Source organism: Vibrio sp. 1180_3 (assembly GCF_029478545.1).
Lineage (GTDB): Bacteria > Pseudomonadota > Gammaproteobacteria > Enterobacterales > Vibrionaceae > Vibrio > Vibrio aestuarianus.
Map to the genome: position 1 here is coordinate 1 of NZ_SJFM01000001.1, position 22603 is coordinate 22603.

A 22603-nucleotide genomic window follows, 5' to 3' on the forward strand; every position below is an offset into this window, starting at 1 on the left:
TGGATCTCCAATTTCCAGTTAATCTACAGAATAAGTTGCGGAAGTGGCGAAATTGGTAGACGCACCAGATTTAGGTTCTGGCGCCGCAAGGTGTGAGAGTTCAAGTCTCTCCTTCCGCACCATTATTAGAAACCCAGCTTTGCTGGGTTTTTTCTTTTTCACTAGATGTGATATTCCTGTCGCCCACATCTTCCATTTCAACATTATCCAAGCCAAAAAAATCCAGCCGTAGCTGGATTCTTCATTAGTACTAGCCTTAGCCAAGTAGACCAAGAGCAGCATTTGGTGCTTGTTTCGCTTGAGCCAATACTGAACTTGATGCTTGAGAAAGGATCTGAGCTTTAGTCAGTGCAGTCGTTTCTTTGGCAAAATCTGTATCTTTAATGCGGCTCTTAGAAGCATTCACATTTTCGTTAATGTTATCTAAGTTGTTAATCGCATGGCCAAAACGGTTTTGGAATGCACCCAACTCTGCACGGTGGCTATCCACATTTTTTAGCGCGGCATCAAGAATGGCAACCGACTCTTGTGATCCACCAACAGTTCTTACGTCAATATTGTTAACTGTAACATCCTTAGTAGTTGGTGTATCAAGCCCTAGTTCAGTCGCAAGAGAACCCGTAAACGCTACAGAGCTAGTGTCGATATCATTACCATCGGCAAAAACTTGCAGTTTACCGTCTTCATCTACCGATGCTTTAACCATATCAGTCTGACCATTGATATAGGTTGCTAGCTGCTCAATATCATCGCCTTCTTTTGCCGTGATAGCGATAGTTTGAGCATTTCCGTCAGAATCAGTCAAAGCGATACTCAAGTCATTACCAGTCGCGCCAATGGCCCAATCTTTATCCTGACCATTAGTCGCAACAAAACTTGTTCCGCCCATTGCACTGTCATCGCTGCGCATATTGTTCAGCGTTAACATTACCGCTTCACCATTATCAGCACCGATTTGGAACGACTTGGTTGCAAAGGTACCGTTAAGCAGTTTATTACCACCGAATGATGTAGTTTCCGCAATACGGTTTAACTCATCATTAAGTGCGGTGACTTCTTCTTGAATCGCAACACGCTCAGACTTAGAATTTGAACCGTTTGAAGATTGTAAAGAAAGATCACGCATACGTTGTAGAATGTTCGTAGTTTCATTCATTGCACCTTCCGCTGTTTGTGCAATTGAAACACCATCATTCGCGTTGCGTACCGCAACATCTAGACCGCGACTTTGTACGTTTAAACGGTTAGAGATCTGTAGACCCGCTGCATCGTCTTTCGCACTGTTGATTTTGAAGCCTGATGATAGACGTTCCATTGATGACTGTTGCGCATTGCTTGCACTGTTTAAGTAGCGCTGTGCTGTCATTGCTGAAACGTTTGTATTTACATTAACCGCCATAGTGGTTCTCCTAATGATTATCCGACGTAGCGTAACTTGGAACGGTTTCCGACGTCTCGGATAACCAGGTAGTTCTCTCAAAGTTACTAGTATTAGCGACTGCTATGACGATTCCTTTAGCCGCGAAATGCATATTTATTAAAAAATAAGCAAGTTGAATAAAAAACGGGACTTCAATGGCAAAAACTTAAGAAATCATAAAAATAGAGCTAAAGCTTTGTCGATATCCGTCGGTAGGAATAATGGCAACATACTCAAACAACTTGAAATTGCAGGTAAGCGGCAAGTGAGTTCATTCCCATGAGCATAGATAAACTATGTGATTGGGGAACCAACACCGCTGCAGCTTCATGTAGGAAGGGGATAGAGTAGGAAAATGAAGAGTTCGGAAGGTATTTTAGACAAAGAAAAGCCCCTTTTCCTTTGAGAGAACTGGGGCTAGTTGGTAGTCAGAGCCAATGTGGAGATCAGAGAAATGAACACATTACCGACTGACCGGGGCGCATGGTTATCACATGAAATATAAAGCAGGGTAAATCTTGAGAGAGCTTTATATCCAACAATAATCATGCTTTGCCAAGGATTCCTTCATAACATACCCACGTCTGAGTCGATTAATGAAGGATCCTAACATTACTGCAATAGTGACATTGCAGAATTTGGCAACTGTTTTGCTTGAGCAAGAATTGATGTCCCTGCCTGTTGCAGAATTTGTGCTTTTGTCATTTGCGTTGTTTCTTTCGCAAAATCAGTATCTTTAATACGGCTGTTTGATGCTTCAACGTTTTCTTGGATATTGGCCAAGTTGTTGATACTGTGACTTAATCGGTTTTGTTTCGCACCTAAGTCAGCTCGTTGTGAATCAACATATTTCAACGCCGCATCCAAAATACCAACCGCATTTTGTGAACCACCGACTGACCTAACATCGATATCTTGAACCGTTGAATTCAGGCCAGGTCCGCCATTTAAACCAAGCTCGGTAGCTAGACCACCAGATATGGTTAAATCACCTTGTAAATTAGGCTCTGCGGCAAAAATTTGCAGCTTACCTTCTTCATCAACCGATGCGGTTAACTTGTCGGTTTGACCATTGATGTAGGTAGCAAGTTCTTCGATGTCATCGCCATCTTTAGCAATAACGTCCAGTGTAATTGCCTCGCCACTTTTAGTCGTGAATTCAAACTTTAAGTCGCGAGCTGTGGGCGGTACACCCCAATCTTTGGTTTTCCCTTGGTCAGCCACGAATGATTGGCCCCCCATCCGGAAATCATCGGCTCGTACACTGGTTAGCCCCATGATAATGGCTTCACCTGAACTCGCACCGATTTGGAAGGAAGCTTCACCAAATGAACCGTTAAGTAGCTTACGACCACCAAATGATGTGGTTTCTGCAATACGGTTTAGCTCATCTTGCAATGCACTCACTTCTTCATTCAACGCCTGACGCTCTGATGCTGAGTTCGTACCATTGGCCGATTGCAAAGAAAGGTCACGCATGCGTTGTAAGATGCTTGTTGACTCATTCATTGCCCCTTCCGCTGTCTGGGCAATCGAAATACCATCGTTGGCGTTACGCATTGCCACATCCAAACCACGTGATTGTGCAGTTAGGCGGTTAGAAATTTGTAGACCTGCTGCATCATCTTTTGCACTGTTAATTTTATTACCTGATGATAAACGTTCCATCGAAGTATTCAGTTCATTAGATGCTTTATTTAGGTAACGCTGAGCGGTCATCGCCGAAACGTTAGTATTTACTGTAATGGTCATAATTTGCTCTCCTAGTGAGTTCGCAAGCTTTTTGCGAAGCGGCCAGCTTTACTCTCATTTGGAAGCACTGACCGTGAATAACTTGCTAAATCCGCTATTTGCCGATTTAAAAACTTGTTGTATCAACTCTGATATAAACAATTCAATTAGTATGCCAACTTTGAAAACATCTGATATTAAAATCAATACTCTTTGTTTTTTAATCACTTATAAGAATATTTCCATCCTATCTTTGTGACTATGCATCTAACCTTTTCTACTTAACAACTGAGTTGCCACTTTCGTTTGCCGCTCTGTTGCCACTTTGCCTTTCGATTGTATATAGGCAATTTTCAGGCCAATTTTTCAACACATTCTATTCTTCGCACATATGGCTAAGCACATAAGGCAATGAAGTTTAGATATAGTTGAACAGGGTTAAATCTTTCGTTTTACCAAAAGCTTGTTGCGAAGCCTGCAATGCGCGGGAGTTTTCATTAAATTCGATCACAGCCTCGGCATAATCGAGATCTTCAAAATTACTCTTCGATTTCGCCAAACTTATTTTAAAATCTTCATGCTGTTCTTCTTGAATATCTAAAGTACTTAAACGTGCACCAATATCAGTACGCACTTTATTTAAGTGGATAAATGCAGCATGAAACTCTTCGGTTATCTGATGTAATTTCGCCGTTGATGACGCATCAGAAACCGAACTTTGGGACAACGCGATAGCCTCTTTGTAACTATCAAAAAGACTATATGTAGAACGAGGTTCCAAAGAGACAACATCACCTTTCGAGATTTGTCCTTTCACATGAATCGTTATATCTTGATATTGAATGCCTTTTTGCGGATCAAACTCATCCGCAGAGACGACACTGCCATCTTGTTCTAATTGATAGCCATATTTACCGTTAGGCATATCGACAAAAGTAACTTTGTAGCTAGATTGGTCGTCAGGGTTTAAGTTTGTCGCTCGCTCAAGCAGTAATTCAGACCCCTCTTTTAATTGATAGTCTGGCTCATAGTCGCCAAAAGGATTATCAATCTCCATAAAGACTTTACTTCCTGGATTATTAAAAGGGACTTCTAAACTATTGGAGATTTTCATCTTTCGCTGATAGTCATCGCCGGAATATGTTACGTTACCAGCGTTATCTCTAAAGAACGGTTGGTTCTTGGGCTTTGTTCCGCCAAAGATATAGTTACCAGACTCATCCTGAACATTCGCTAAGTTGAGCACATTATTTGAGACTTCTTGTAACTCACGCGCCATCGCTTCTCTATCTTCCGGCGATAACGAGCCATTAATCATTTCCATTACCGTTCGTTTCGCTTGGTCTGCGAAACTTTCCGTATTGGCAATAATCACTTCTTGATGCTCTAGACGGTTTCTGACTAAAACAATCGAATCCAAATACTGGCGTAGTTGCTCTTCTTGCTGACCCACATTTTGAATGTAATGAGTCGCCAGTGGATTATCACTGGCCGATAATAGTTTCTTTCCCGACGCCAATTGAGCTTGGTTATGGTGAACTTTAGACTCTTGGCGACGAATATCGTTTTGCACTGACTGGTAATTATGGAAGCTGGATATTCTAGTTAACATTTATCGCCCCCTATCTAAGTTGCAAAATCGTGTTAAACGTTTCATTGGCCGCTTGCATAATCCGCGATGAAGCCATATACGCTTGTTGGAATTTCATCATGTTGGCGGCTTCTTCATCGAGGTTTACCCCAGAGATAGAAGCGATTCGTTCTTGCGCTGCTTCTTTCTCAAGCCTAGACACATCGGTCAAACGGGAAGCCGTGGCTAATTGCAAACCAACATCAGTGTTAAGGTTATGATAAATATCTAGCACTGTTGATTCGTTATCATTGAGTTTCTTGTCGGTTTGAATGTTCTGCATTTTGCGCAAGTTGCCGTTATCACCTTCAGAGGGGACAAGGTTTGCCGTAAATTTATCATTGGGCAACGCGCCAGGTGTTAACTCAAAAGTAGTACCTAACACTGTGACTGGACTTGATGGTGGATACGCTTGTGGCGCGAGCAATATATTGCCCTTAGTGTCCGTTACTGCAAACTGATCGCCTTGGGGTGACACGACAACTTCAAACTCACGCACATCCCCCGCCGCAAGTATGTTAAATTTGGCCGTACCTTGAGCAAACGTAGTGGAAGCTTCAAAACTTTGAGCGGCAATTGCCGTTGGGTCATTGGTTGCCATCTTCATGATTGCCGCACCGTTGCGAGTTGGACGCAGTAAAACTCGCTCCCCTGTTTCTGGCGCATTGCGAATATCTATTCGCATTCCATCTAAGAAAATACTGTCACGCACAACCGGAACATTAACCTGCTCACCGCTGGGTTTAGTGGCAACATAGTTACTGCCGTTGAATTGCAGAGAGTACTCTCCGCCTTTCAATAGTGATATATCTTCGATGAAGACCGCTAAATCAGCTTGCGAATTACTGGATGTCACCACACGTGAACGTGCCACTAAATCAGAGTTTACATCAGTAAAAATGGCTCGCCCTACATTGCCACGTAAATCCAAACCTTGGGATTGCAACTTATTCACTTCATAAGAAAATGAGTTAGCCATACGCCCTAGTTCATCCATTAAATATGGAATATGTTTGTCACGCATATCAAGCAAAGCACCAATTTTCCCATCAATGTCTTTGGAAGTGATCGGTTTAATGCCTTGACCTTCAACCATCGCCAAACGTCGTTGGTGAACATCAGGATACCCATCAATCATTTTTAATTGGCTGGCTTCCGTACCAGATACTAAAGTGTGGCCATTACCAATATGGATATTAAAACCTTCCGCATTTTTTCTTGGCGTCACGGTAACTTTGGTGTATTCAGAAAGTTCAGCTACGAGCTTTTCATGTTGGTCCATCAAGTCGTTATGTGGGCCAGGGGTGCGCATCATTAAACGTTGCAAATCTCGTAATTCAAGTGCTAATTGGTTAATACGCTCGATACCCAGATCCAACCCCTTATTGGCCACATCTGATTGGCGGCGAATGGTTTCATGGAAATCATTCATGTTTTGAGTGAGCAAGTCAGCTTTCTCTAGCACAACTTTACGCGCACCAACATCGTTTGGGCTATCGGCAAGGGTTTTAATGGCATCAAACCATTCATTTAAGTTTTCAGGTATTTTTTTCGATGCGACCGAGGAAAGCATTTTCGACAACATGTCTAAATTTTCTTCCACATCTTTTTTGAAAGAAAAACTGGTGGTCGAAAGGTTCAGTTCATTAACGGCAAATTGATCCCATGAGCGGCGAACTTTTTCCACATGCACGCCCATGCCGTAGGTTTCACCACCGTATTGACGAGGCGCATTGGTCCCTTGGATCACAGACTGACGGCTGTAACCATCTGTATTAACATTAGAAATGTTATGACCTGTCGTGCTAAGTTGTCTCTGAGCGGTAAGTACACTTTGGGTACCTAAATTCAGAAGATCCGACGCCATACTGCCCCCGAAAACCTAATCAAATCAGTAGTTACTGAATATCTAAATTAGTATTTGCAATATGTATGCCAGATAAATGGAATTAAAAGAATTGAAGATAGGATATAAAAACAGCCAGTAATACTGGCTGTTAAATGGTTATTCCATTGAGTTTATTTGAGATTTAACCCTTAATACTTTCTCTGCATATTGAGGGTCTGTGGCATATCCAGCATCGTGAATACCACGAATAAATGATTCATCATTTCCGCCATGACTTAGCGCGGTTTTGTAACGAGGATTATCATTTAAGAAGCGAACATAATCATTAAAACTGTCTTGATAACTATCGTATGAGCGGAATGCAGCCTTCTCCATCACAGGTGTATTGTCGTGATACTCTAGCGTTTGAGTGGCAACTTTATCGCCTGACCAACTGCGATCCGCTTTAATATTAAAGAGGTTATTACTGCTACCACGTGCATTCTGTACCACTTTTTGCCCCCACCCTGTTTCTAATGCCGCTTGTGCTAACAGTAGTGAAGAGTCGACACCTAGCGCTCTTGCTGCTTTTTCCGCATAAGGTTTCATTGAGGTTACAAACGCTTGTGGAGAATCGAATTGACTTGGCTCAGCGGTTACTCTCTCTGCTTCCATCGTCTCTTTTGAAGCTTTACTACGCTCAATACGACGCATCGCTTCTTGGAAACCATCGCTGGTCGGCTTATCCATTGGTTGCTCAGTCTTACCTTGACTCAGCTGAGCGACAATCATATCTGCAAGGCCTAACGACCCTGAAGCACTAAGCTCACTCGACATTTGCTCATCGAGCATTTGGCGATAAAAGTCTTCATTTTGGCTATTAAACATTTCCGATTTAAAATCAGCATTTGCATCGCGCATTGACTTGAACAGCATAGAGGTAAAAATAGCTTCAAACTGTTTAGCTGCAGCCGTTAATGCGGCATTCTCGCTGTCTTTATCACCATTCGTGGCTTGCTGACGTAGCTTATCTAAGCTGGCGATATCGTGAATAAAACCAATATCATTCGGATTATTAATCATGTTCATCTCCTTAGATAATGATCAACTGGCCTTCAATTGCACCAGCCTGCTTTAAAGCTTGTAAAATCGCCATTAAGTCAGATGGTGCAGCACCCACTTCATTCACTGCTCTGACTAAATCATCTAAGGTTAAACCCGGTTCAAACTTGAACATTTTACCCTGTGCTTCCGTGACCGTAATTTCACTATCAGGAACGATCGCTGTTTGACCACCTGAGAAAGCATTAGGTTGGCTCACATTCAGGTTCTCTTTAATTGCAACCGTCATACCACCGTGAGTCACTGCCGCGGTTTTTAAGCGCACGTGTTTACCAACAACAATGGTACCGGTACGTGAGTTAACAATAATTTTTGCCGAACCATCCGCAAGATCAAACTCGATATTTTCTATGGCAGAAAGAAAGGCCACACGTTGGCCGACATCTCGTGGTGCTCGAATACGCACTGAAGTCGCATCAACGGCTGTTGCCATTTGTGGACCAAGGAAATTATTCACCGCATCAGCCATGCGCTGAGCCGTTGTAAAATCAGATTCAATGAGGTTAAAGGTGATGAAATCGCCACGGCTAAAGGGGCTAGGAACTTCACGTTCAACAATTGCCCCACTTGAAATTAGCCCCACAGTTGGGTTGTTGCCAACAATTTTTGACCCATCAGCACCGCTGGCACTAAACCCGCTCACGACTAAGTTACCTTGTGCTACAGCGTAGACTTGTCCATCCAAACCTTTGAGAAAAGTTTGCATTAACGTGCCACCGCGTAAACTCTTTGCCGAACCAATGGAAGATACCGTTACATCAACCGCCTGACCTTGCTTAGAGAATGCCGGCAATTCAGCGGTAACAATAACCGCGGCAACGTTTTTGGTTTTAGGCTTCGTACCGGGTGGCAACTGAATGCCGAAGTTTTGCAGCATGGCATTGAAGCTTTGATCAGTAAAAGGCGTCGATTCACCAGTACCTGGTAAACCTGTCACCAAACCATAGCCCACTAATTGGTTGCTACGTACGCCTGCGACTTGAGATACATCTTTGATACGAGCAGCATGTGTTTGAGTAGCAATCAACAGCAGGCTCAAAACAAACAGTGTGAATTTTTTCATGGTTTGGTTACCTTAATTTCTATTTTCTTTACGCCAAAACTTCGGCGTTAAAGAGAGACATTAAAGAATCGTGCCAAGAATCCAGGTTCTTGCATATCTTGATTAGTGCCAGTGCCCGCATATTGAATTCTAGCGTTGGAAATACGAGTTGAAGCAATGGTGTTATCAAAGTCGATATCATCTGGACGAATGGTACCACTTAAGCGGATATACTCATCTCCCGTATTGAGAGTTAGCCATTTTTCACCGCGAATCACTAAATTACCATTGGCAAGAACTTCAATCACTTCAACTGTAATAGAACCGGAAATACTGTTACTTTGGTTTGCCTCAGCACTGCCATTAAAATTATTATCATTCTTTAGCGCATAGGAAAAATTATAATCCCCGATAGTGAGATCTTTACCGCCAACCGCTAATGGATCCATGGAGGAATCGTTAGATTTTGATAAATCAGCATCGGCACTTTTTGCCGCTTTAGTGCTCTCATCAAGATTTACAGTAATGATATCGCCAATACCACGCGGTTTAGAATCATCGTATAGACTGTTGATGTGCTGAAGATTAAACAACGATCCCGTTTCAGCCGCATAATGTTCGGGTTTCTGCTTTGGATGGATGGGCGCCCAAGCTGGATCTCCAGCAAGCGGATCAGTACGATTACGTAATGTATCAACCAAACCTGAACTTTCTTCTGATGCTTTGTCCCCTTCAACGGCATCAACAACCGTTGTTCCCTGTACAGTTTCAGGAGTCTCTATCGGTGGCTGCAACATGCTACAACCAGACATCACAGTGATAAAAGCTAGGCTCAATAAACGTTTCATCGTGGCATTCTCTTAGTTAAATATTAAAGCTGTTGGTTAACGAAACTCATCATTTTATCAACCGCAGAGATAACTTTTGAATTCATCTCATAGACACGTTGGGCTTCAATCATGTTGACCAATTCTTCAGTCACGTTCACGTTTGAAGTTTCAAGCATCGATTGGCGAACATCGCCCAGACCATCAAGGCCTGGAACCCCTTCTTGAGGGTCACCACTGGCACCCGTTGGTAAATACAGGTTTTGACCAATAGGTTCTAGACCACCGGGGTTGATAAAATCAACGGTGGTAATTTGTCCAACAACTTGATTATCTTGTTGGCCACGCACTCGAACCGAAACTTCCCCGTCATTACCTACCGTAATTGAGATAGCATCTGGCGGAATGACAATTTCAGGCTCTAAATTATAGCCCGCTCCTGAAGTAACAATTGCGCCTTCATCGTTCAAGGTAAATTGACCATTTCGGCTATAGGCAATATTACCGTCTGGCATCAAAATTTGAAAAAAGCCATCACCTTCGATCATCATATCAAGGCTATTGGTGGTGGTTTGTGCATTACCATTGGTGTGCACTTTTTGCGTGGCAACCACTTTCGAACCGGCACCTAGCATTAAACCACTTGGTAACTCGGTATTTTGCGATGACTGGCCGCCTGGCTGGTTGATGTTTTGATAGAATAGATCTTCAAATACAGCGCGGCCTTTTTTATAACCGATGGTCGAGGCGTTCGCTAGGTTGTTCGAGATCGTCGCGATGTTGGTTTGTTGAGCATCAAGCCCGGTTTTACTTACCCATAATGCAGGTTGCATAATAATCTCCTTTTGCGCTTATTAGCTCATGCGAAGCAGTGAATCGGACGCTTTGTCCATGTCTTCTGCTGTACTCATCATTTTGACTTGCATTTCAAACTGACGTTGAAGATCTATCAGGCTCGTCATTTCGCTCACCGCGTTGACATTACTGCCTTCTAAAGCTCCCTTTAGCAGTTTTACATTGGCATCTGCTTCGAATGCCACATTTGGGTCCTTCGCTCGGAATAGACCATTGGTATCTTTGTATAACGTTTGATTATTAGGGCGAACCAGTTTGATACGATCAACAATTTCCATTGCATCAGCAGGCGCACCTTGTGGAAGAACAGAAATGGTGCCGTCATTGGCAATTTCGACTTTGCTCAATGGAATCGGCAATGTGATCGGAGCACCCGTTTCACCTAACACTAGATGACCACTACCGTTCATCAACAGACCATTTTGATCGATATTAAGATTGCCGCTACGAGTTAGGCCTTCACTGCCAGTTTTATCCATCACTGAAATCCACCCATCACCTTGGACGGTGACATCGAGATCTCGACCTGTGGTAATAACACTGCCTTGATCGAAACGATGACCCGGGCGCTCTGTCATGCTAAACACTCGGCTCGGTAACCCATCACCGTAAGCTTGCATTGAGCGGGCTTGCGCCAAATCAGCACGGAACCCCGTGGTACTGACGTTTGCTAGATTGTTCGCTCTTAATTGCATTGCCTGCATGTTTTGTTTTGCGCCACTCATGGCGAGAAACAGTGCGCGGTCCATAATGTGCTCCAATAATCATCGTTCGATTATTAAAAGCAATTGACGTGCCAACTTTTATTTCACTTAAAAGTCAATAGGTTAAATAAAAACAGAGAGGAAGATATGGGAGAAAACTGCCGATTATCATTGCTAATGGCAACAATACCAAGTTAACGTTGCCGCTAACTTGGTATTCCAGATAATGACCGTTACGGTATTAACGAATCTGTAGGATATTTTGCTGTAGCTGATTATGTACTTCTAGAGAACGAGAGTTCGCTTGGAAGTTACGCTGAGCTGAAATTAAATCCACCAGCTCTTGCGTCATATCGATGTTTGATTGCTCAAGCGTACCGTTATTGATAGTACCAAACGATCCTTTGTTAGATTCCCCCCAGATTTTATCACCGGAGTACTGCGTAGAATCCCACTGTGTACCGCCTTTCTTATCTAGCCCTTGCTCATTCGGTACACGTACTAAGCCAACACGACCCAGCATAATGTTTTCACCGTTTGAATAAGTACCTAATACACTACCGTTTTCATCAAAATCAATTTTGGTTAAAAAACCTGTGGTTGCACCATCTTCATCAAATTTCGTTAATTGAAATGGAGCGGCAAACTGCGTTGCTGAGTCTAGGCTAAATGATAAAGTTTGGTTTGGATCGGCACCGTTTAGGTCGATAGGGTTAGCCCCTGTGCCTAACGGTTCAGAAACGATATTTTGGCCGTTATTTAGACTTGCCAGCGTACCATCATTATTAAACTTCATCGTATGACCAACATGACCCGTTGGTGTAGACGCATCACCACCCACGATATTCACTGGCTTCTCGCCTGCTTTATCCGACACCGTATAGTACGTTTGCCATGTATTCTCTTGAGTTTGATCTTTCAAATAATACGTGGTGAGTTTATACGACTGACCCATAGAGTCATAAATAGTCGAAGATGTTGAACGGTTGTAAGTTTCCGGGTCATTAAAATCAAATAACGTCGGATCTTTCAGTTCACCATTCGCAGGCAAGTTAACACCAACGTCAATATTCGCGGTCTGTTTTGGTTTACCAAATTCAGCAGGAATGTTCAGTGGTTGAGGCTCATAAGAAAGCACATCACCCGTATCTGGGTTTACCTGATAGCCAAGTAGAAACTCATCGTTCGACGTTACCATGTAGTTGTCTTTGTTCAGGTGGAAAGCACCATTACGCGTCAACTCATTTTGTTGTGGGATGAGACGCTCTTTCGCGACCGCAAAAAAGCCTGTACCAGAAATACGCAAGTCCATCGGGTTGTTGGTATAAATACTGGAACCTTCATGAAATTGCTGTGCCACTTTGTTTGCTTGAACACCGCCACCAGGAGTGGTCTTGGCATTGGTAAACAAAGAGTTTGAATATACATCACCAAACTCTGCACGAGACTCTTTAAAGCCAAATGTGTTTGCGTTTGCAATGTTATTACTGGTTGTGTTCAGATCTAACTGAGCTGCGGATAAACCGCTTAAAGATATATATGACATTCCAAAATCTCCTATCTAGCTAGCGTTTACTACGCTTTGCCAACTTCTAGTACTTCAGCAAGTTTAACTGGCGATGTAAATCCAGCCAGATTGAGCAGTACGTTACCATCACCTTTACCAAGGAGAACACTATTGACGTTTGCATAGGTCGATACCGCAAACTCTTTACTTTCTCCATCCAACAAACCCGAAGCTTTCACTTGGTATTTGCCGCCCGGCAATGGATTACCGTTTTGGTCTTTACCGTCCCATTCAACACGATTGTCACCGGCAGATTTTGCACCGACATCAAAGGTACGAACCAATTGCCCAGCTTCGTTCTCAATTCGGACAAACAAGTTATCCAAACTTTGAGGAAGCTTAACCATTGCTGCCATACCTTGACCATCTTGTTTAATCCCTGCCGCACCTGGTACTAATACATCACGACCGACCAATGATGATGCTTGCAGAGCTTGGTTTGATGTCATTGACGAGTTGAGACTCTCAAATTGAGTGTTCATCTTGCCAATACCATCGACGGTTGCAAATGAAGCCATTTGCGCAATCATCTGGTCATTGCTAACCGGCTTAAAAGGGTCTTGTTGAGCAAGTTGCTTGGTGAGCAACGATAAGAAATCCTCTTGTTTGAGGTCTTGCTTACCCGTTGTATCTTCAGGCTTCTTTTGGTCTTGAAGACTTTTAAGCTGGTCAACATAGGACAAGCCGCTTTGACCAACGTTATTAATTCCGGCCATACGCTACCTCCTTATCCTTATTGACCCATCTGCAGCGTACGCAGCAGCATTTGTTTACTTGCATCTGCCACTTGTATGTTCGTTTGGTACGAACGAGAGGCAGAAATCATGTTAGCCATTTCTTCCATTACGTTAACGTTTGGCTTATAGATATAACCCTCATCGTTCGCTAATGGGTGATCTGGGTTGTACTCCGCATTCAGCGGCTTATCGCTTTCTACAATACCTAATACTTTCACTGGCACATTATGGTCTCGGTTATAACGTGCTTTACTTAACTCAGCACCAAACACAGCATGACGTGCTTTGTAAGTATCTTTAGCAGAACTACTCACACTGTCCGCATTTGCAAGGTTACTTGAGGTTGTATTTAGACGAACAGATTCAGCACTCATTGCAGAACCAGTCACATTGAACACATTAAATAGGCTCATCTAATTATTCCCCTTTGATTGCTTTCGTTAAGTTCTTGAATTTACTTCCTAAGAAGTCGAGTGATGCTTGGTGTCTGATTTGATTTTGCATAAACAAGTTACGCTCTAAATCCACATCCACCGTATTACCATCCCCCGTATCCGGCTGGGTAGGAGTTCGATATAGACTTTCCCCAGTCACATTGGTAGAGGCAGAAATATGCCGACCATCCGTACGGTTAAGCCCAATGCTTGCCCCCGAACTTGCCGCCTGCAACGCTCTACTGAAGTCCATTCCTTTTGCTTTAAAGCCAGGCGTGTTTGCTTGTGCGATATTGGTGGAAATCACCTCAGCATTGCGCTCACGGACACCAACAGTGTATTGGTGAATACCTAATGCATTGTCAAAAGAAATAGCCATGTTTACCTCTACAATAAGAACTGACCGTTATCACTTAGATTAAAGCAATTACTGTACCAACTTTTAAAATGGTGAATTGAATTTAATCTTAGCTACCTTTGCAAAATATAAGCCGCTTTTATCTAAAAGAGGCGTAATGATACTTGAACAGCGGAAAACACCTCGCTTTAGAGCTCATCAACAGTCAGGCGCTCAAAACAGAACTCAACATGAACGAAAATCCAAACAAAAAAGCCCAGCAAAAGCTGGGCAAGTCTGAGATGAATAACAACTATTTTAATTTATATATGATACCTGGATTACAGCGGACCATATCAAACTTATCCGTTAACCCCGTAAGAGACTCCGACGCCCCAAGCAACAAATAACCACCTGGGTTTAAGTTGTTCGCCATTTGATTAAGCACTTTTGATTTCATGTCTGGTGAGAAGTAAATCAATACGTTACGACAAAAAATAATATCGAATTTACCCAGTAAAGCATAACTTTCCATCAGGTTTTGAGGTCTAAAGTTAACGAGGCATTTGACGTTATCTTTGATTTTCATACGCCCATCGCCAGCATCTTCAAAGAAGGTTTTACGACGCTCTGGTGAAAGACCTCTACCTAAAGCAAGGTTGTCATAAATCCCTGCCTTGCACATATCCAACATACTGGCGGAGATATCGGTAGCGGTAATCGAAACACTAGGCAACATCCCTGGTTTACGCTGTTGGGTTTCTAATACCGTCATTGCCATAGAATACGGTTCTTGACCTGATGAACTTGCCGCTGACCAAATTTTTATAGGACGTTTTTTTGCCGCCACTTCCGGCAACAGACGTTCCGCTAAAACGGTAAAGGGGTAAGAGTCACGGAACCATAATGTTTCATTGGTCGTCATCGCATCAACGGCAGCAACACGTAGTTCACGATTTCTCCCTGTCACTACATCACGCAACAAATCAGAAAGAGAGGTTAACTTGAATTTAGCAACCAAAGGACTTAAGCGACTTCTCACTAAGTACTGCTTGCTGTCTCCAAGTACAATTCCGCACTGAGATTCCAAAAAACGGCTGAAGTCGCGATATTCTTGATCGCTTATAGTTATAGCTGTCATTAATTTCTCTTTAGTTAACTAGTGCAGCTTTCACCGCATTCCCAAGCTCATCCGGGTTGAATTTAGCAATAAATGAATTTGCGCCAACTCGCTCAACCATGGCTTGGTTAAAGACCCCACTCAATGAAGAGTGAAGAATTACATACAAATCTTTTAAATCTGAGTTACGTCGAATTTCAGCAGTTAAGGTATAGCCATCCATTTCTGGCATCTCAATATCTGAGATAATCAATGAAATCTGATCGTAAATAGGCCCTTCAGCAGCCATTTCAACCAGTTTCTCATAGGCTTCTTTGCCATCTTTCACTGAAACGACTTCAAAACCAATTGATTCGATAGCTCTTTGTACCTGTTTACGCGCGACCGTTGAGTCATCAGCAATCAAAATACGGCGCACAATTTCTTTTTCTGTTTCAACTTGAGCAATAGACTCACCAATTGATGAATCCATAGTTTCGTCGACAGGAGAAATTTCTGCCAGAATTTTCTCTACATCAAGAATTTCAACCAGCTCATTGTCTATATTAGTGACAGCCGTTAAGTAGTTTGCTCGACCAGAACCATCAGGCGGTGGAAGGATCGCTTCCCAGTGCATATTCACAATTCGATCAACTGAACTGACCAAGAATGCTTGGATTGTTCGGTTAAACTCAGCAATAACAACAAAGCATTTATCAAGATCAGTCGTTGGACGTCCGCCAACTGCCAAACTTAAATCAATAACAGAAACAGTTTGGCCTCGAATATGAGCAATACCTTTTACTAAGCGATGTAAATTCGGCATTAAAGTCAATTTAGGGCACTGGAGTACCTCTTTTACTTTAAATACGTTGATACCATAACGTTGGCGTCCCATCAGGCGAAACGTTAGGAGTTCCAATCGGTTTTGACCGACGAGTTGCGTACGCTGATTCACAGAATCAAGAATACCCGTCATAAGCTCATCTCCATCTCAAACTTTTGTGCTAAAAAGTGGTAGTCTACTACAGGCTATGAAGAAACCAGAGAAAAGGCACGATGCATCCACAAATATGCTTACATCTACTTTCCATAACTAAGTGTAGAGCTTTCTATAGAAAATTTTACACATCTATCGGCTTTTTATTGTTTTTCTTTAATCTTTCTGTGCATTCTGCCACTTTAGAGCAAATTGAATCAATTCAACAAGCAGCACAACAGCATATTTTAGATACGGTTGAATGGCCTATCGGTGGAGAGTTAAACGCACAAGCTGCCAATATTGATGAGCGCATTTACGCCACCAACTGCCCCTCGCCTTTAATTACATCATCCTCATCAAATAATGGTACCGCGAGTAACATTACCGTTCTTGTTGAGTGTACAGAGGATAATTGGAAAGTCTATGTACCTGTCAGGCTGATGATTTCTTTACCGTTAGTTACTGCAGCCGCCCCTATGTCTCGCGGCCAGATCATCACTCAACAAGATGTCACCATGACCATGGTAGACTTACACCGCTTTCGTCGACAAGGTTTTTCTGATACCGACAGAATAGTCGGAGCAAAGGTAAAAAGAAATGTGCGCCTTGGTGATGTGATTGAACAAAATGATATCTGTGTGGTATGTCGAAATGAAAGCGTTGTCATTCAGGCGGTAAAACAAGGTATGAGCATCACAACTAAAGGAACAGCTCTCAGTGATGGTATCTTGGGGGAGCAGATAAAAGTGAAAAATGACAAATCAAACCGTATAATAGATGCACAAGTGACAGGAATTGCGGAAGTAACGGTACAATTTTAATACCTTCAGTTTGACAGTGAGTGTGTGGAAATTGTTAACGAAGTGAAGCAGAAAAAAGTGCTAAAGTAATTAAATACACTGTCGATATTGACTGTACAGGTTTCCATTTCATTAATAAGGCTCACATATGGCAGGTATTGATAACATACGTTCGGGGCAGACATTAACGACGACAAGTCGTAACCCCGCTCGTTCCGAATCAAATTCGTCTTCATCATCATCCGATGCAGTTTCCCGCTCTTCGCAAAATCAAGATGCGGTGTCACTGAGTTCTCAGGGAAAAGCAATCGGTGAGATGCATAATAAAATGGTGTCGCAACCCAGTTTTGATAATGCAAAAGTAGCAGCGATCAAAGAAGCGATTGCAAATGGTTCATATAAGGTTGACCCTGAAAAACTTGCAGACAATATGATTAAATTTGAGAAAGAATTGGGTGGCTTCGAGTAATCCAAGTTTTTGACTAATTAAGGCAAAATATAATGGCTGTATTGAAAGACTTAGTCGATTTTCAATTGAAAAACGCACTTGAACTCTCTCAGTTACTTGAAAAAGAAAAAGTAGCCATTACTGGCCGTGCCGCCACAGAAATCGAAGCCATTGCTAAACAAAAGATGACCTTAATTGGACAACTGCAACTGACCGATCAGCGAATTGCTAAACATCCTCATATCGAGAGCCTGACTGAAGATGAAAACCTGTCACAACTCGTTGATCAAATTCGTTCGATTGTCCATGACTGCCAACAAGCAAACTTGGTTAACGGTGAAGCACTACAACGTGCTCAATTGAGCTTTAATAAGTTGAATAATTTGATGCAGCAAAGTCATGGCAAAATAGGCATGACATACAATGCAGGCGGTAAGACGCATACCGTATCAACATTAGGTACGAACATAAAAGCATAAATTTAATGCGTTAAAAAATAGAAAAGCGACAATATTTGCCGCTTTTTTTGATCTGGAGAGAGTGTGAAGTTAAAAGAGTGTCTGCTGACGTTTTTCAGGAACTTGTTGAACCTCGCCATAATCACGTAATTTATCCATTTTACGAATATCAAGACGTAATTCAGTAACGTAACTGTCACCAACTTTATAGCTTCGTACCACTTCAGCACCACGAATCACCCCATCAACCGCTCCAGATGTCAGCTCAGTGCCCAAACGTTGATTTTGCAACTCAGCTCGACCGCTAACTCGCATGCCGTAGACCTGCTCGGCCAACTCACGATACGCATCAATTTTAGAAGCACGCATCGCACGTACTTGCTTTTCCTCTTCACTGCGCCCTGTTTGCTCACTAATGCTGGCATAACCAACGGCAGTAAGCCAATCATCAGCCCTCATTGTTTGCAGTGGCTGACACCCAACCATAACCACTGCAACCAGAAGCAATAGCAACTTTTTCATTGTTATCTCCTATGGACGCAGAATGACCGTGTAAGGTTGCGTGATAGTTGGATCTGAACGAATTAACACACCATCTTGCGTTCGGATACTGTTCAGAGTATCCAAATCTCGTCCTATCCGATCTGCAGGCAAAAAGCCTTGCGCTGTAGCAACTACTACTCGCGATTGCATTCCAACCACACGAGCATTCACCAAAACACCACCGTCTTGTCGCAGCATTGTCCCGGTCAAGATGTATTGTATCTCTTGCTCTTGTGCTAGGTCTTTCCAATCACGGCTAAAGGCGAAATCACCTTGTTGAGTCACTTGGATTGAACCTGTCGTTTTAAAATCTACGACTTTAAAACCACGACGCTGGAACTGATGGATAAAACCTTCAGACACCGAATTACCTAGCCAGTTAGTTGAATCCATACTTTGTAAATCCACAAATGATGTCACAGCAATGGGCGTACGCGCAGACACACTGGTGTTTGAAACCATCAGATCTTCGGTCATACTCTCAACAAAGAAATCCAACGTGTGACGTGGACTCTCCATTAACATAAACTGTGAACCACTGTATGGCTCTTTTCCGTTATAAATCGGGGCGTAAGCGCAGGCAGTTAGAAAAACTACGGGCACAATGGAAAGCCATTTTTTCATTCTCTTATCTCCAGATATACTGAGGCAACTTTCGCTCCAAACTTTATAAAATAAAAACTGGAACACTCTTTGCTTTTTAAAATTAGTCACTATTTCAAAATGCATTGCCTACATCAGCTAAGATTCTAAAAGCAAAATTTATACCTAACTGGTAAATAACAATGAAAAAAATTATTTCTGTTTTATTTTCAATACTATACATAACAAGCTTTACTCAAACGGCAAATGCCGCATGGTATGAAGTGACTGGCACATCAGCAATTGTCTCTTCTGAGGAAGTCGCTCGCCTGAATGCACTAGAAGACGCCATTTATAAGGCGGTAAACTTTGCCGGGGCCGACATTGGTAGTATTAGTAACCTAAGACCACTACTAGAATCCTCACGTAATGAATATCAATTTACTAACCACGAAGTGCGCTATGTATTGGTTGAAGAACATAAAACACGCCAAGGTGTCATGTATGTCAAAGCACGAATTGATATTTATCCCTCGGCAACAGGTTGCCACGTAAGTCAGTATAAAAAGACGTTCTTAGTGGGCAATATTGACCTTGCTTCCCCACAACAAGCCGTTATGGGGCAAATATATAATGTGGGCGATGACTTTGCTCAAGTCATTAAGCGTCAGTTGGATCAAGAGTCTCGTAGCTTTGTCTCCGTTGGCACCACTGACTATTCCATTGACAAACAACACTCAGAACGATTAACCATGATCGCAGAGGATACAGGAGCACAATATATTCTTGGCGGTGTCATTACCGATTTAACGGCAACGATTGATCAAAAACTGCTACTTGATGATGTGATTAACCGTCAGTTTGCCATACAGATACAGGTCTTTGATGGAAAAACGGGTCAAGAGGTTCTCACTCGTAATTATCGTGAAGTGGCCAAGTGGCCTTTTGCTAAAACGAGCCAAGTCGATACGAAAAGCGCACGCTTCTGGGCATCAACCTATGGCAGCATGATGCTTCGTGTTAGTCGAAATATTATGTTGGATTTAGAATCTGAGCTTTCATGCAAAATTACCTTACCAGAAGTGGTCGCAAAGTTTGGTAATACCATTACCATTGATTTAGGAAGAGTACACGGCGTAAAAACAGGGGATAAATTACAGTTGTGGCACACCGGCTCTTTCATCGACCAAAAAGGGTTACCTCGCAATAAAGTGACGCAAAGTGATATCACACTGACAGTCACAAGAGTGTATGAAAATGAAGCAGAGCTCAGCGTTGACCAACAAAACCTTGCCGCCAGTATCCAAATTGGCGATGTTATGCACAAACAGCTTTAATTTTTAAGTTAGGTGGTTAACTTTATGGAAATGTTGAGTAAACTACCCACCTCAGCTCCCGTAGCTCAGTAGGATAGAGCGGCCCCCTCCTAAGGGGCAGGCCACAGGTTCGACTCCTGTCGGGAGCGCCATATAAAATAAAGGCTAGCCAGTTAACCCAGCTAGCCTTTGTTTCATCTCTTGCATCCAAAATACAGCTAACGGCTCTGCTATTCTGACTCAAAACTCACCCAACCTTGATTCAAGCGACTATTATTCATATATAGTGCGCACTACACGTTCCACTTCAAATAATCTAAAATAAATAATAATAGAACTATCGATATAAAGATGATGAAAAAGAGTAACCTGATAACAAATACTGGTCACCGCTTTATCTCTAAGGCGAAAACAGCCTATAAAATTCACATCCATACCCCTGATGATACGGTCTTGCACCGCTCTGTCGGTTACATTCGTATTGGTGAAAAAAAGGGGTTGAAAAAGGCGATTAAGTTAAGAAATGAGTTAGGAATGGAAATGTGGGGCAAACATTGGCGCCGTTTGTTAAAAGATCCTTATCTGATGACTCGCCTTCCTCATAGTTTGGAGCCAAAGATTATCAATAAACCAAGGCCGACTCAGGAGAACCCTGATGCTCGAGATCCTTGCTATATCGCAGCTTGGCGCCACTATGATGATAAAGGTAATTGTGAGTTCCAGAGTGTCGTTTGTTCTATCAACAAACACGGCAAACTTGGCGCTTATACCAAAACCAAAAAAGCATTGCTGGAAGCCTACAAAGATTATCTTGATATCCTGGTTTACATGGGCCGATTAAACAGCATAGATTTGAAATGATACTAATCACGGCAAGTAATCAGAAATAGCATAGGAAAAATACTTGAAGACAAGGCGGGATTTTTTGATAAGTAGTTATTCTACAATCAAAAATTCTAACACCATTACCGAGTATTTTAACAAGCTAGGATGACCAGTGTTTACTACAATTGGCATGACTTAACATTCCGATAATAAAGCCCGCTTTGTCGCGGGCTTTAGCATTATTGATCACAAATAAAGTTAGTTTGTCACTTCGTATTCAAACTCAGGAATAACAATATCGACTCGGCGATTTAGCTTGCGCCCTTCCACTGTATCATTTGACGCAATTGGCTTACTCTCTCCTTCACCTTTCGCTGTGATACGACTTGCTTCAATGCCTTTAGCTATAACGGCATCAGCAACCGCTTGAGCGCGTTTTTCCGATAGTTTTTGGTTATAAGCCGCAGATCCTGTGGAGTCAGTATGACCTGTAATTTCAACGCGTGACTGAGGGTAAGTGTTCAAGTAAGTGACGAGCTTATCGAGAGTTTCTTCACTTTGTTGAGTTAATGTTGAGCTATCATGCTCAAAGCTACTGCCGTCTAAGCTTTGGAATGGCACACTTTTAATTACGGTTGTCGTTTCAACAACTACAACAGGTTCCTCAACCACTTCTTCAATAATAACCTCTTCAACCATCATCGGTTCTGGCTCTGACTTACTACCACCAAATTTATAAGCGACCCCTAAAGTTGCAGAGTTTCCTTGCGCGCGTACCAGATCATTATTGATGTCTGTAATCGCTTGGTATTCCACACGGAATGTTAAATTATTATCGGTATTAAATTCGAAACCGGCAGCACCTAGGTATGAGTAATCATCTTCACTGCCGTAATCAACATAAGCGCCACCAACTTTGGCATAAAGCTCGACCCCATAACCCAACGGAACACTAAATTTAGGTGCTAAAGTAATAACATTAACTTTATCATCATTAAGGCCTGCACCACTGAACTCACCAAGATAATCATAACCTGCTTCTATAGAGAGCCAATCAAGTGCTTGGTAACCCAAGAACACACCAACGGTAGACGAATCATCATCACACGTATCCACTGAGCGGCAAGCATCATCTAACCATGATTTACCGACCTTGCCTCCAAGATACACCTCAGCCATTGTGGCTGAAGATGCAAAAATAAGTGATGCCGAAATAACTGCTGCTAACTTTTTCATATAAATTCCTTCCAACTTTATAGTTATTATGATGAATTTACCTAAGAGAAAAAATCGTTTCGATCTCAGGTAAACTTTGT

The 22603-nt window shown here is 42.4% G+C and carries 23 protein-coding genes and 2 tRNA genes; 7 read left to right on the forward strand and 18 right to left on the reverse strand.

Annotated elements, in window-relative coordinates:
- Window positions 1-37 precede the first annotated feature (37 nt).
- Window positions 38-122, forward strand: a tRNA-Leu gene (locus EYW48_RS00005).
- 134 nt (window positions 123-256) lie between these two features.
- On the opposite strand, the gene EYW48_RS00010 is transcribed toward EYW48_RS00005, so the two are convergent.
- The 15 genes from EYW48_RS00010 to EYW48_RS00080 form a co-directional block, all read right to left on the reverse strand.
- On the reverse strand, window positions 257-1399 hold the full coding sequence (locus EYW48_RS00010) for a flagellin (protein ID WP_261915242.1): 1143 nt from the start codon (window positions 1397-1399) through the stop codon (window positions 257-259).
- Between the two features lie 633 nt (window positions 1400-2032).
- Window positions 2033-3172, reverse strand: coding sequence for a flagellin (locus EYW48_RS00015; protein WP_168521389.1), 1140 nt, complete (start codon window positions 3170-3172; stop codon window positions 2033-2035).
- A gap of 397 nt (window positions 3173-3569) precedes the next feature.
- Window positions 3570-4763 carry a flagellar hook-associated protein FlgL gene (gene flgL / locus EYW48_RS00020; RefSeq protein WP_277431720.1) on the reverse strand — a complete coding sequence of 398 codons (1194 nt, stop codon included), beginning with the start codon at window positions 4761-4763 and terminating at the stop codon, window positions 3570-3572.
- 10 nt (window positions 4764-4773) lie between these two features.
- On the reverse strand, window positions 4774-6648 hold the full coding sequence (gene flgK, locus EYW48_RS00025; protein ID WP_053310987.1) for a flagellar hook-associated protein FlgK: 1875 nt from the start codon (window positions 6646-6648) through the stop codon (window positions 4774-4776).
- Window positions 6649-6786: 138 nt separating this feature from the next.
- The gene (flgJ, locus tag EYW48_RS00030) at window positions 6787-7692 is read right to left on the reverse strand and encodes a flagellar assembly peptidoglycan hydrolase FlgJ (protein ID WP_053310986.1); all 906 of its coding nucleotides are present in this window, start codon (window positions 7690-7692) and stop codon (window positions 6787-6789) included.
- Between the two features lie 10 nt (window positions 7693-7702).
- On the reverse strand, window positions 7703-8794 hold the full coding sequence (locus EYW48_RS00035; RefSeq protein ID WP_277431721.1) for a flagellar basal body P-ring protein FlgI: 1092 nt from the start codon (window positions 8792-8794) through the stop codon (window positions 7703-7705).
- A gap of 47 nt (window positions 8795-8841) precedes the next feature.
- Entirely contained in the window at window positions 8842-9621 is a 780-nt protein-coding gene (gene flgH, locus EYW48_RS00040) for a flagellar basal body L-ring protein FlgH (protein ID WP_274671652.1), read from the reverse strand.
- Between the two features lie 23 nt (window positions 9622-9644).
- A complete protein-coding gene (gene flgG, locus EYW48_RS00045; protein WP_053310983.1) occupies window positions 9645-10433 on the reverse strand; it encodes a flagellar basal-body rod protein FlgG in 789 nt (262 codons plus the stop codon).
- 21 nt (window positions 10434-10454) lie between these two features.
- On the reverse strand, window positions 10455-11204 hold the full coding sequence (gene flgF / locus EYW48_RS00050; RefSeq protein WP_171981319.1) for a flagellar basal-body rod protein FlgF: 750 nt from the start codon (window positions 11202-11204) through the stop codon (window positions 10455-10457).
- 196 nt (window positions 11205-11400) lie between these two features.
- Complete coding sequence (flgE, locus tag EYW48_RS00055) at window positions 11401-12705, reverse strand: flagellar hook protein FlgE (protein WP_053310981.1); 1305 nt, start codon at window positions 12703-12705, stop codon at window positions 11401-11403.
- Window positions 12706-12734: 29 nt separating this feature from the next.
- Entirely contained in the window at window positions 12735-13442 is a 708-nt protein-coding gene (gene flgD, locus EYW48_RS00060) for a flagellar hook assembly protein FlgD (protein WP_053310980.1), read from the reverse strand.
- A gap of 17 nt (window positions 13443-13459) precedes the next feature.
- Window positions 13460-13876 (reverse strand): flagellar basal body rod protein FlgC, encoded by a 417-nt coding sequence (flgC, locus tag EYW48_RS00065; RefSeq protein ID WP_053310979.1) that lies wholly within the window; start codon window positions 13874-13876, stop codon window positions 13460-13462.
- 4 nt (window positions 13877-13880) lie between these two features.
- Window positions 13881-14276 (reverse strand): flagellar basal body rod protein FlgB, encoded by a 396-nt coding sequence (gene flgB, locus EYW48_RS00070; RefSeq protein ID WP_053310978.1) that lies wholly within the window; start codon window positions 14274-14276, stop codon window positions 13881-13883.
- A gap of 271 nt (window positions 14277-14547) precedes the next feature.
- On the reverse strand, window positions 14548-15375 hold the full coding sequence (locus EYW48_RS00075) for a protein-glutamate O-methyltransferase (protein WP_277431722.1): 828 nt from the start codon (window positions 15373-15375) through the stop codon (window positions 14548-14550).
- Between the two features lie 10 nt (window positions 15376-15385).
- Complete coding sequence (locus EYW48_RS00080; protein WP_053310976.1) at window positions 15386-16312, reverse strand: chemotaxis protein CheV; 927 nt, start codon at window positions 16310-16312, stop codon at window positions 15386-15388.
- Window positions 16313-16392: 80 nt separating this feature from the next.
- On the opposite strand from EYW48_RS00080, the gene flgA reads away from it, so the two are divergent.
- From flgA to flgN, 3 genes are all read left to right on the forward strand, one after another.
- Window positions 16393-17136 (forward strand): flagellar basal body P-ring formation chaperone FlgA, encoded by a 744-nt coding sequence (gene flgA / locus EYW48_RS00085; protein ID WP_080996365.1) that lies wholly within the window; start codon window positions 16393-16395, stop codon window positions 17134-17136.
- Window positions 17137-17263: 127 nt separating this feature from the next.
- The gene (flgM, locus tag EYW48_RS00090; RefSeq protein ID WP_053310974.1) at window positions 17264-17584 is read left to right on the forward strand and encodes a flagellar biosynthesis anti-sigma factor FlgM; all 321 of its coding nucleotides are present in this window, start codon (window positions 17264-17266) and stop codon (window positions 17582-17584) included.
- A gap of 32 nt (window positions 17585-17616) precedes the next feature.
- A complete protein-coding gene (gene flgN, locus EYW48_RS00095) occupies window positions 17617-18042 on the forward strand; it encodes a flagellar export chaperone FlgN (protein ID WP_053310973.1) in 426 nt (141 codons plus the stop codon).
- A 69-nt stretch (window positions 18043-18111) separates the two neighbouring features.
- Here flgN and flgP read toward each other — a convergent pair whose 3' ends face one another.
- Together flgP and EYW48_RS00105 are read right to left on the reverse strand one after the other, a co-directional pair.
- Window positions 18112-18543, reverse strand: a complete 432-nt coding sequence (flgP, locus tag EYW48_RS00100; RefSeq protein WP_053310972.1) for a flagellar assembly lipoprotein FlgP — start codon at window positions 18541-18543, stop codon at window positions 18112-18114.
- 9 nt (window positions 18544-18552) lie between these two features.
- A complete protein-coding gene (locus EYW48_RS00105) occupies window positions 18553-19188 on the reverse strand; it encodes a FlgO family outer membrane protein (RefSeq protein ID WP_053310971.1) in 636 nt (211 codons plus the stop codon).
- A gap of 161 nt (window positions 19189-19349) precedes the next feature.
- Between EYW48_RS00105 and EYW48_RS00110 the strand changes: the two genes are divergently transcribed.
- From EYW48_RS00110 to EYW48_RS00120, 3 genes are all read left to right on the forward strand, one after another.
- Window positions 19350-20483: a flagellar assembly protein FlgT gene (locus tag EYW48_RS00110; protein ID WP_277431723.1), complete on the forward strand. Its 1134-nt coding sequence runs from the start codon at window positions 19350-19352 to the stop codon at window positions 20481-20483.
- Between the two features lie 54 nt (window positions 20484-20537).
- Window positions 20538-20614: transfer RNA gene (locus tag EYW48_RS00115), tRNA-Arg, on the forward strand.
- A 202-nt stretch (window positions 20615-20816) separates the two neighbouring features.
- The gene (locus EYW48_RS00120; RefSeq protein WP_053311008.1) at window positions 20817-21323 is read left to right on the forward strand and encodes a Fe3+-citrate ABC transporter substrate-binding protein; all 507 of its coding nucleotides are present in this window, start codon (window positions 20817-20819) and stop codon (window positions 21321-21323) included.
- A 222-nt stretch (window positions 21324-21545) separates the two neighbouring features.
- Here EYW48_RS00120 and EYW48_RS00125 read toward each other — a convergent pair whose 3' ends face one another.
- Window positions 21546-22523 (reverse strand): OmpA family protein, encoded by a 978-nt coding sequence (locus tag EYW48_RS00125; RefSeq protein WP_053310969.1) that lies wholly within the window; start codon window positions 22521-22523, stop codon window positions 21546-21548.
- Between the last annotated feature and the right edge of the window lie 80 nt (window positions 22524-22603).

Bases quoted from the DNA above. Each gene is read 5' to 3' on its own strand.
- flgC (WP_053310979.1), bottom strand. From the start codon at position 13,876: ATGAGCCTATTTAATGTGTTCAATGTGACTGGTTCTGCAATGAGTGCT.
- EYW48_RS00120 (WP_053311008.1), top strand. From the start codon at position 20,817: ATGAAAAAGAGTAACCTGATAACAAATACTGGTCACCGCTTTATCTCT.
- flgL (WP_277431720.1), bottom strand. From the start codon at position 4,763: ATGTTAACTAGAATATCCAGCTTCCATAATTACCAGTCAGTGCAAAAC.
- EYW48_RS00075 (WP_277431722.1), bottom strand. From the start codon at position 15,375: ATGACAGCTATAACTATAAGCGATCAAGAATATCGCGACTTCAGCCGT.
- EYW48_RS00110 (WP_277431723.1), top strand. From the start codon at position 19,350: ATGAAAAAAATTATTTCTGTTTTATTTTCAATACTATACATAACAAGC.
- flgP (WP_053310972.1), bottom strand. From the start codon at position 18,543: ATGAAAAAGTTGCTATTGCTTCTGGTTGCAGTGGTTATGGTTGGGTGT.
- flgM (WP_053310974.1), top strand. From the start codon at position 17,264: ATGGCAGGTATTGATAACATACGTTCGGGGCAGACATTAACGACGACA.
- EYW48_RS00080 (WP_053310976.1), bottom strand. From the start codon at position 16,312: ATGACGGGTATTCTTGATTCTGTGAATCAGCGTACGCAACTCGTCGGT.
- EYW48_RS00015 (WP_168521389.1), bottom strand. From the start codon at position 3,172: ATGACCATTACAGTAAATACTAACGTTTCGGCGATGACCGCTCAGCGT.
- flgJ (WP_053310986.1), bottom strand. From the start codon at position 7,692: ATGATTAATAATCCGAATGATATTGGTTTTATTCACGATATCGCCAGC.
- EYW48_RS00010 (WP_261915242.1), bottom strand. From the start codon at position 1,399: ATGGCGGTTAATGTAAATACAAACGTTTCAGCAATGACAGCACAGCGC.
- flgB (WP_053310978.1), bottom strand. From the start codon at position 14,276: ATGGCTATTTCTTTTGACAATGCATTAGGTATTCACCAATACACTGTT.
- EYW48_RS00035 (WP_277431721.1), bottom strand. From the start codon at position 8,794: ATGAAAAAATTCACACTGTTTGTTTTGAGCCTGCTGTTGATTGCTACT.
- flgH (WP_274671652.1), bottom strand. From the start codon at position 9,621: ATGAAACGTTTATTGAGCCTAGCTTTTATCACTGTGATGTCTGGTTGT.
- flgE (WP_053310981.1), bottom strand. From the start codon at position 12,705: ATGTCATATATATCTTTAAGCGGTTTATCCGCAGCTCAGTTAGATCTG.
- EYW48_RS00125 (WP_053310969.1), bottom strand. From the start codon at position 22,523: ATGAAAAAGTTAGCAGCAGTTATTTCGGCATCACTTATTTTTGCATCT.
- flgD (WP_053310980.1), bottom strand. From the start codon at position 13,442: ATGGCCGGAATTAATAACGTTGGTCAAAGCGGCTTGTCCTATGTTGAC.
- flgG (WP_053310983.1), bottom strand. From the start codon at position 10,433: ATGCAACCTGCATTATGGGTAAGTAAAACCGGGCTTGATGCTCAACAA.
- flgA (WP_080996365.1), top strand. From the start codon at position 16,393: ATGCATCCACAAATATGCTTACATCTACTTTCCATAACTAAGTGTAGA.
- flgK (WP_053310987.1), bottom strand. From the start codon at position 6,648: ATGGCGTCGGATCTTCTGAATTTAGGTACCCAAAGTGTACTTACCGCT.
- EYW48_RS00105 (WP_053310971.1), bottom strand. From the start codon at position 19,188: ATGAAAAAATGGCTTTCCATTGTGCCCGTAGTTTTTCTAACTGCCTGC.
- flgN (WP_053310973.1), top strand. From the start codon at position 17,617: ATGGCTGTATTGAAAGACTTAGTCGATTTTCAATTGAAAAACGCACTT.
- flgF (WP_171981319.1), bottom strand. From the start codon at position 11,204: ATGGACCGCGCACTGTTTCTCGCCATGAGTGGCGCAAAACAAAACATG.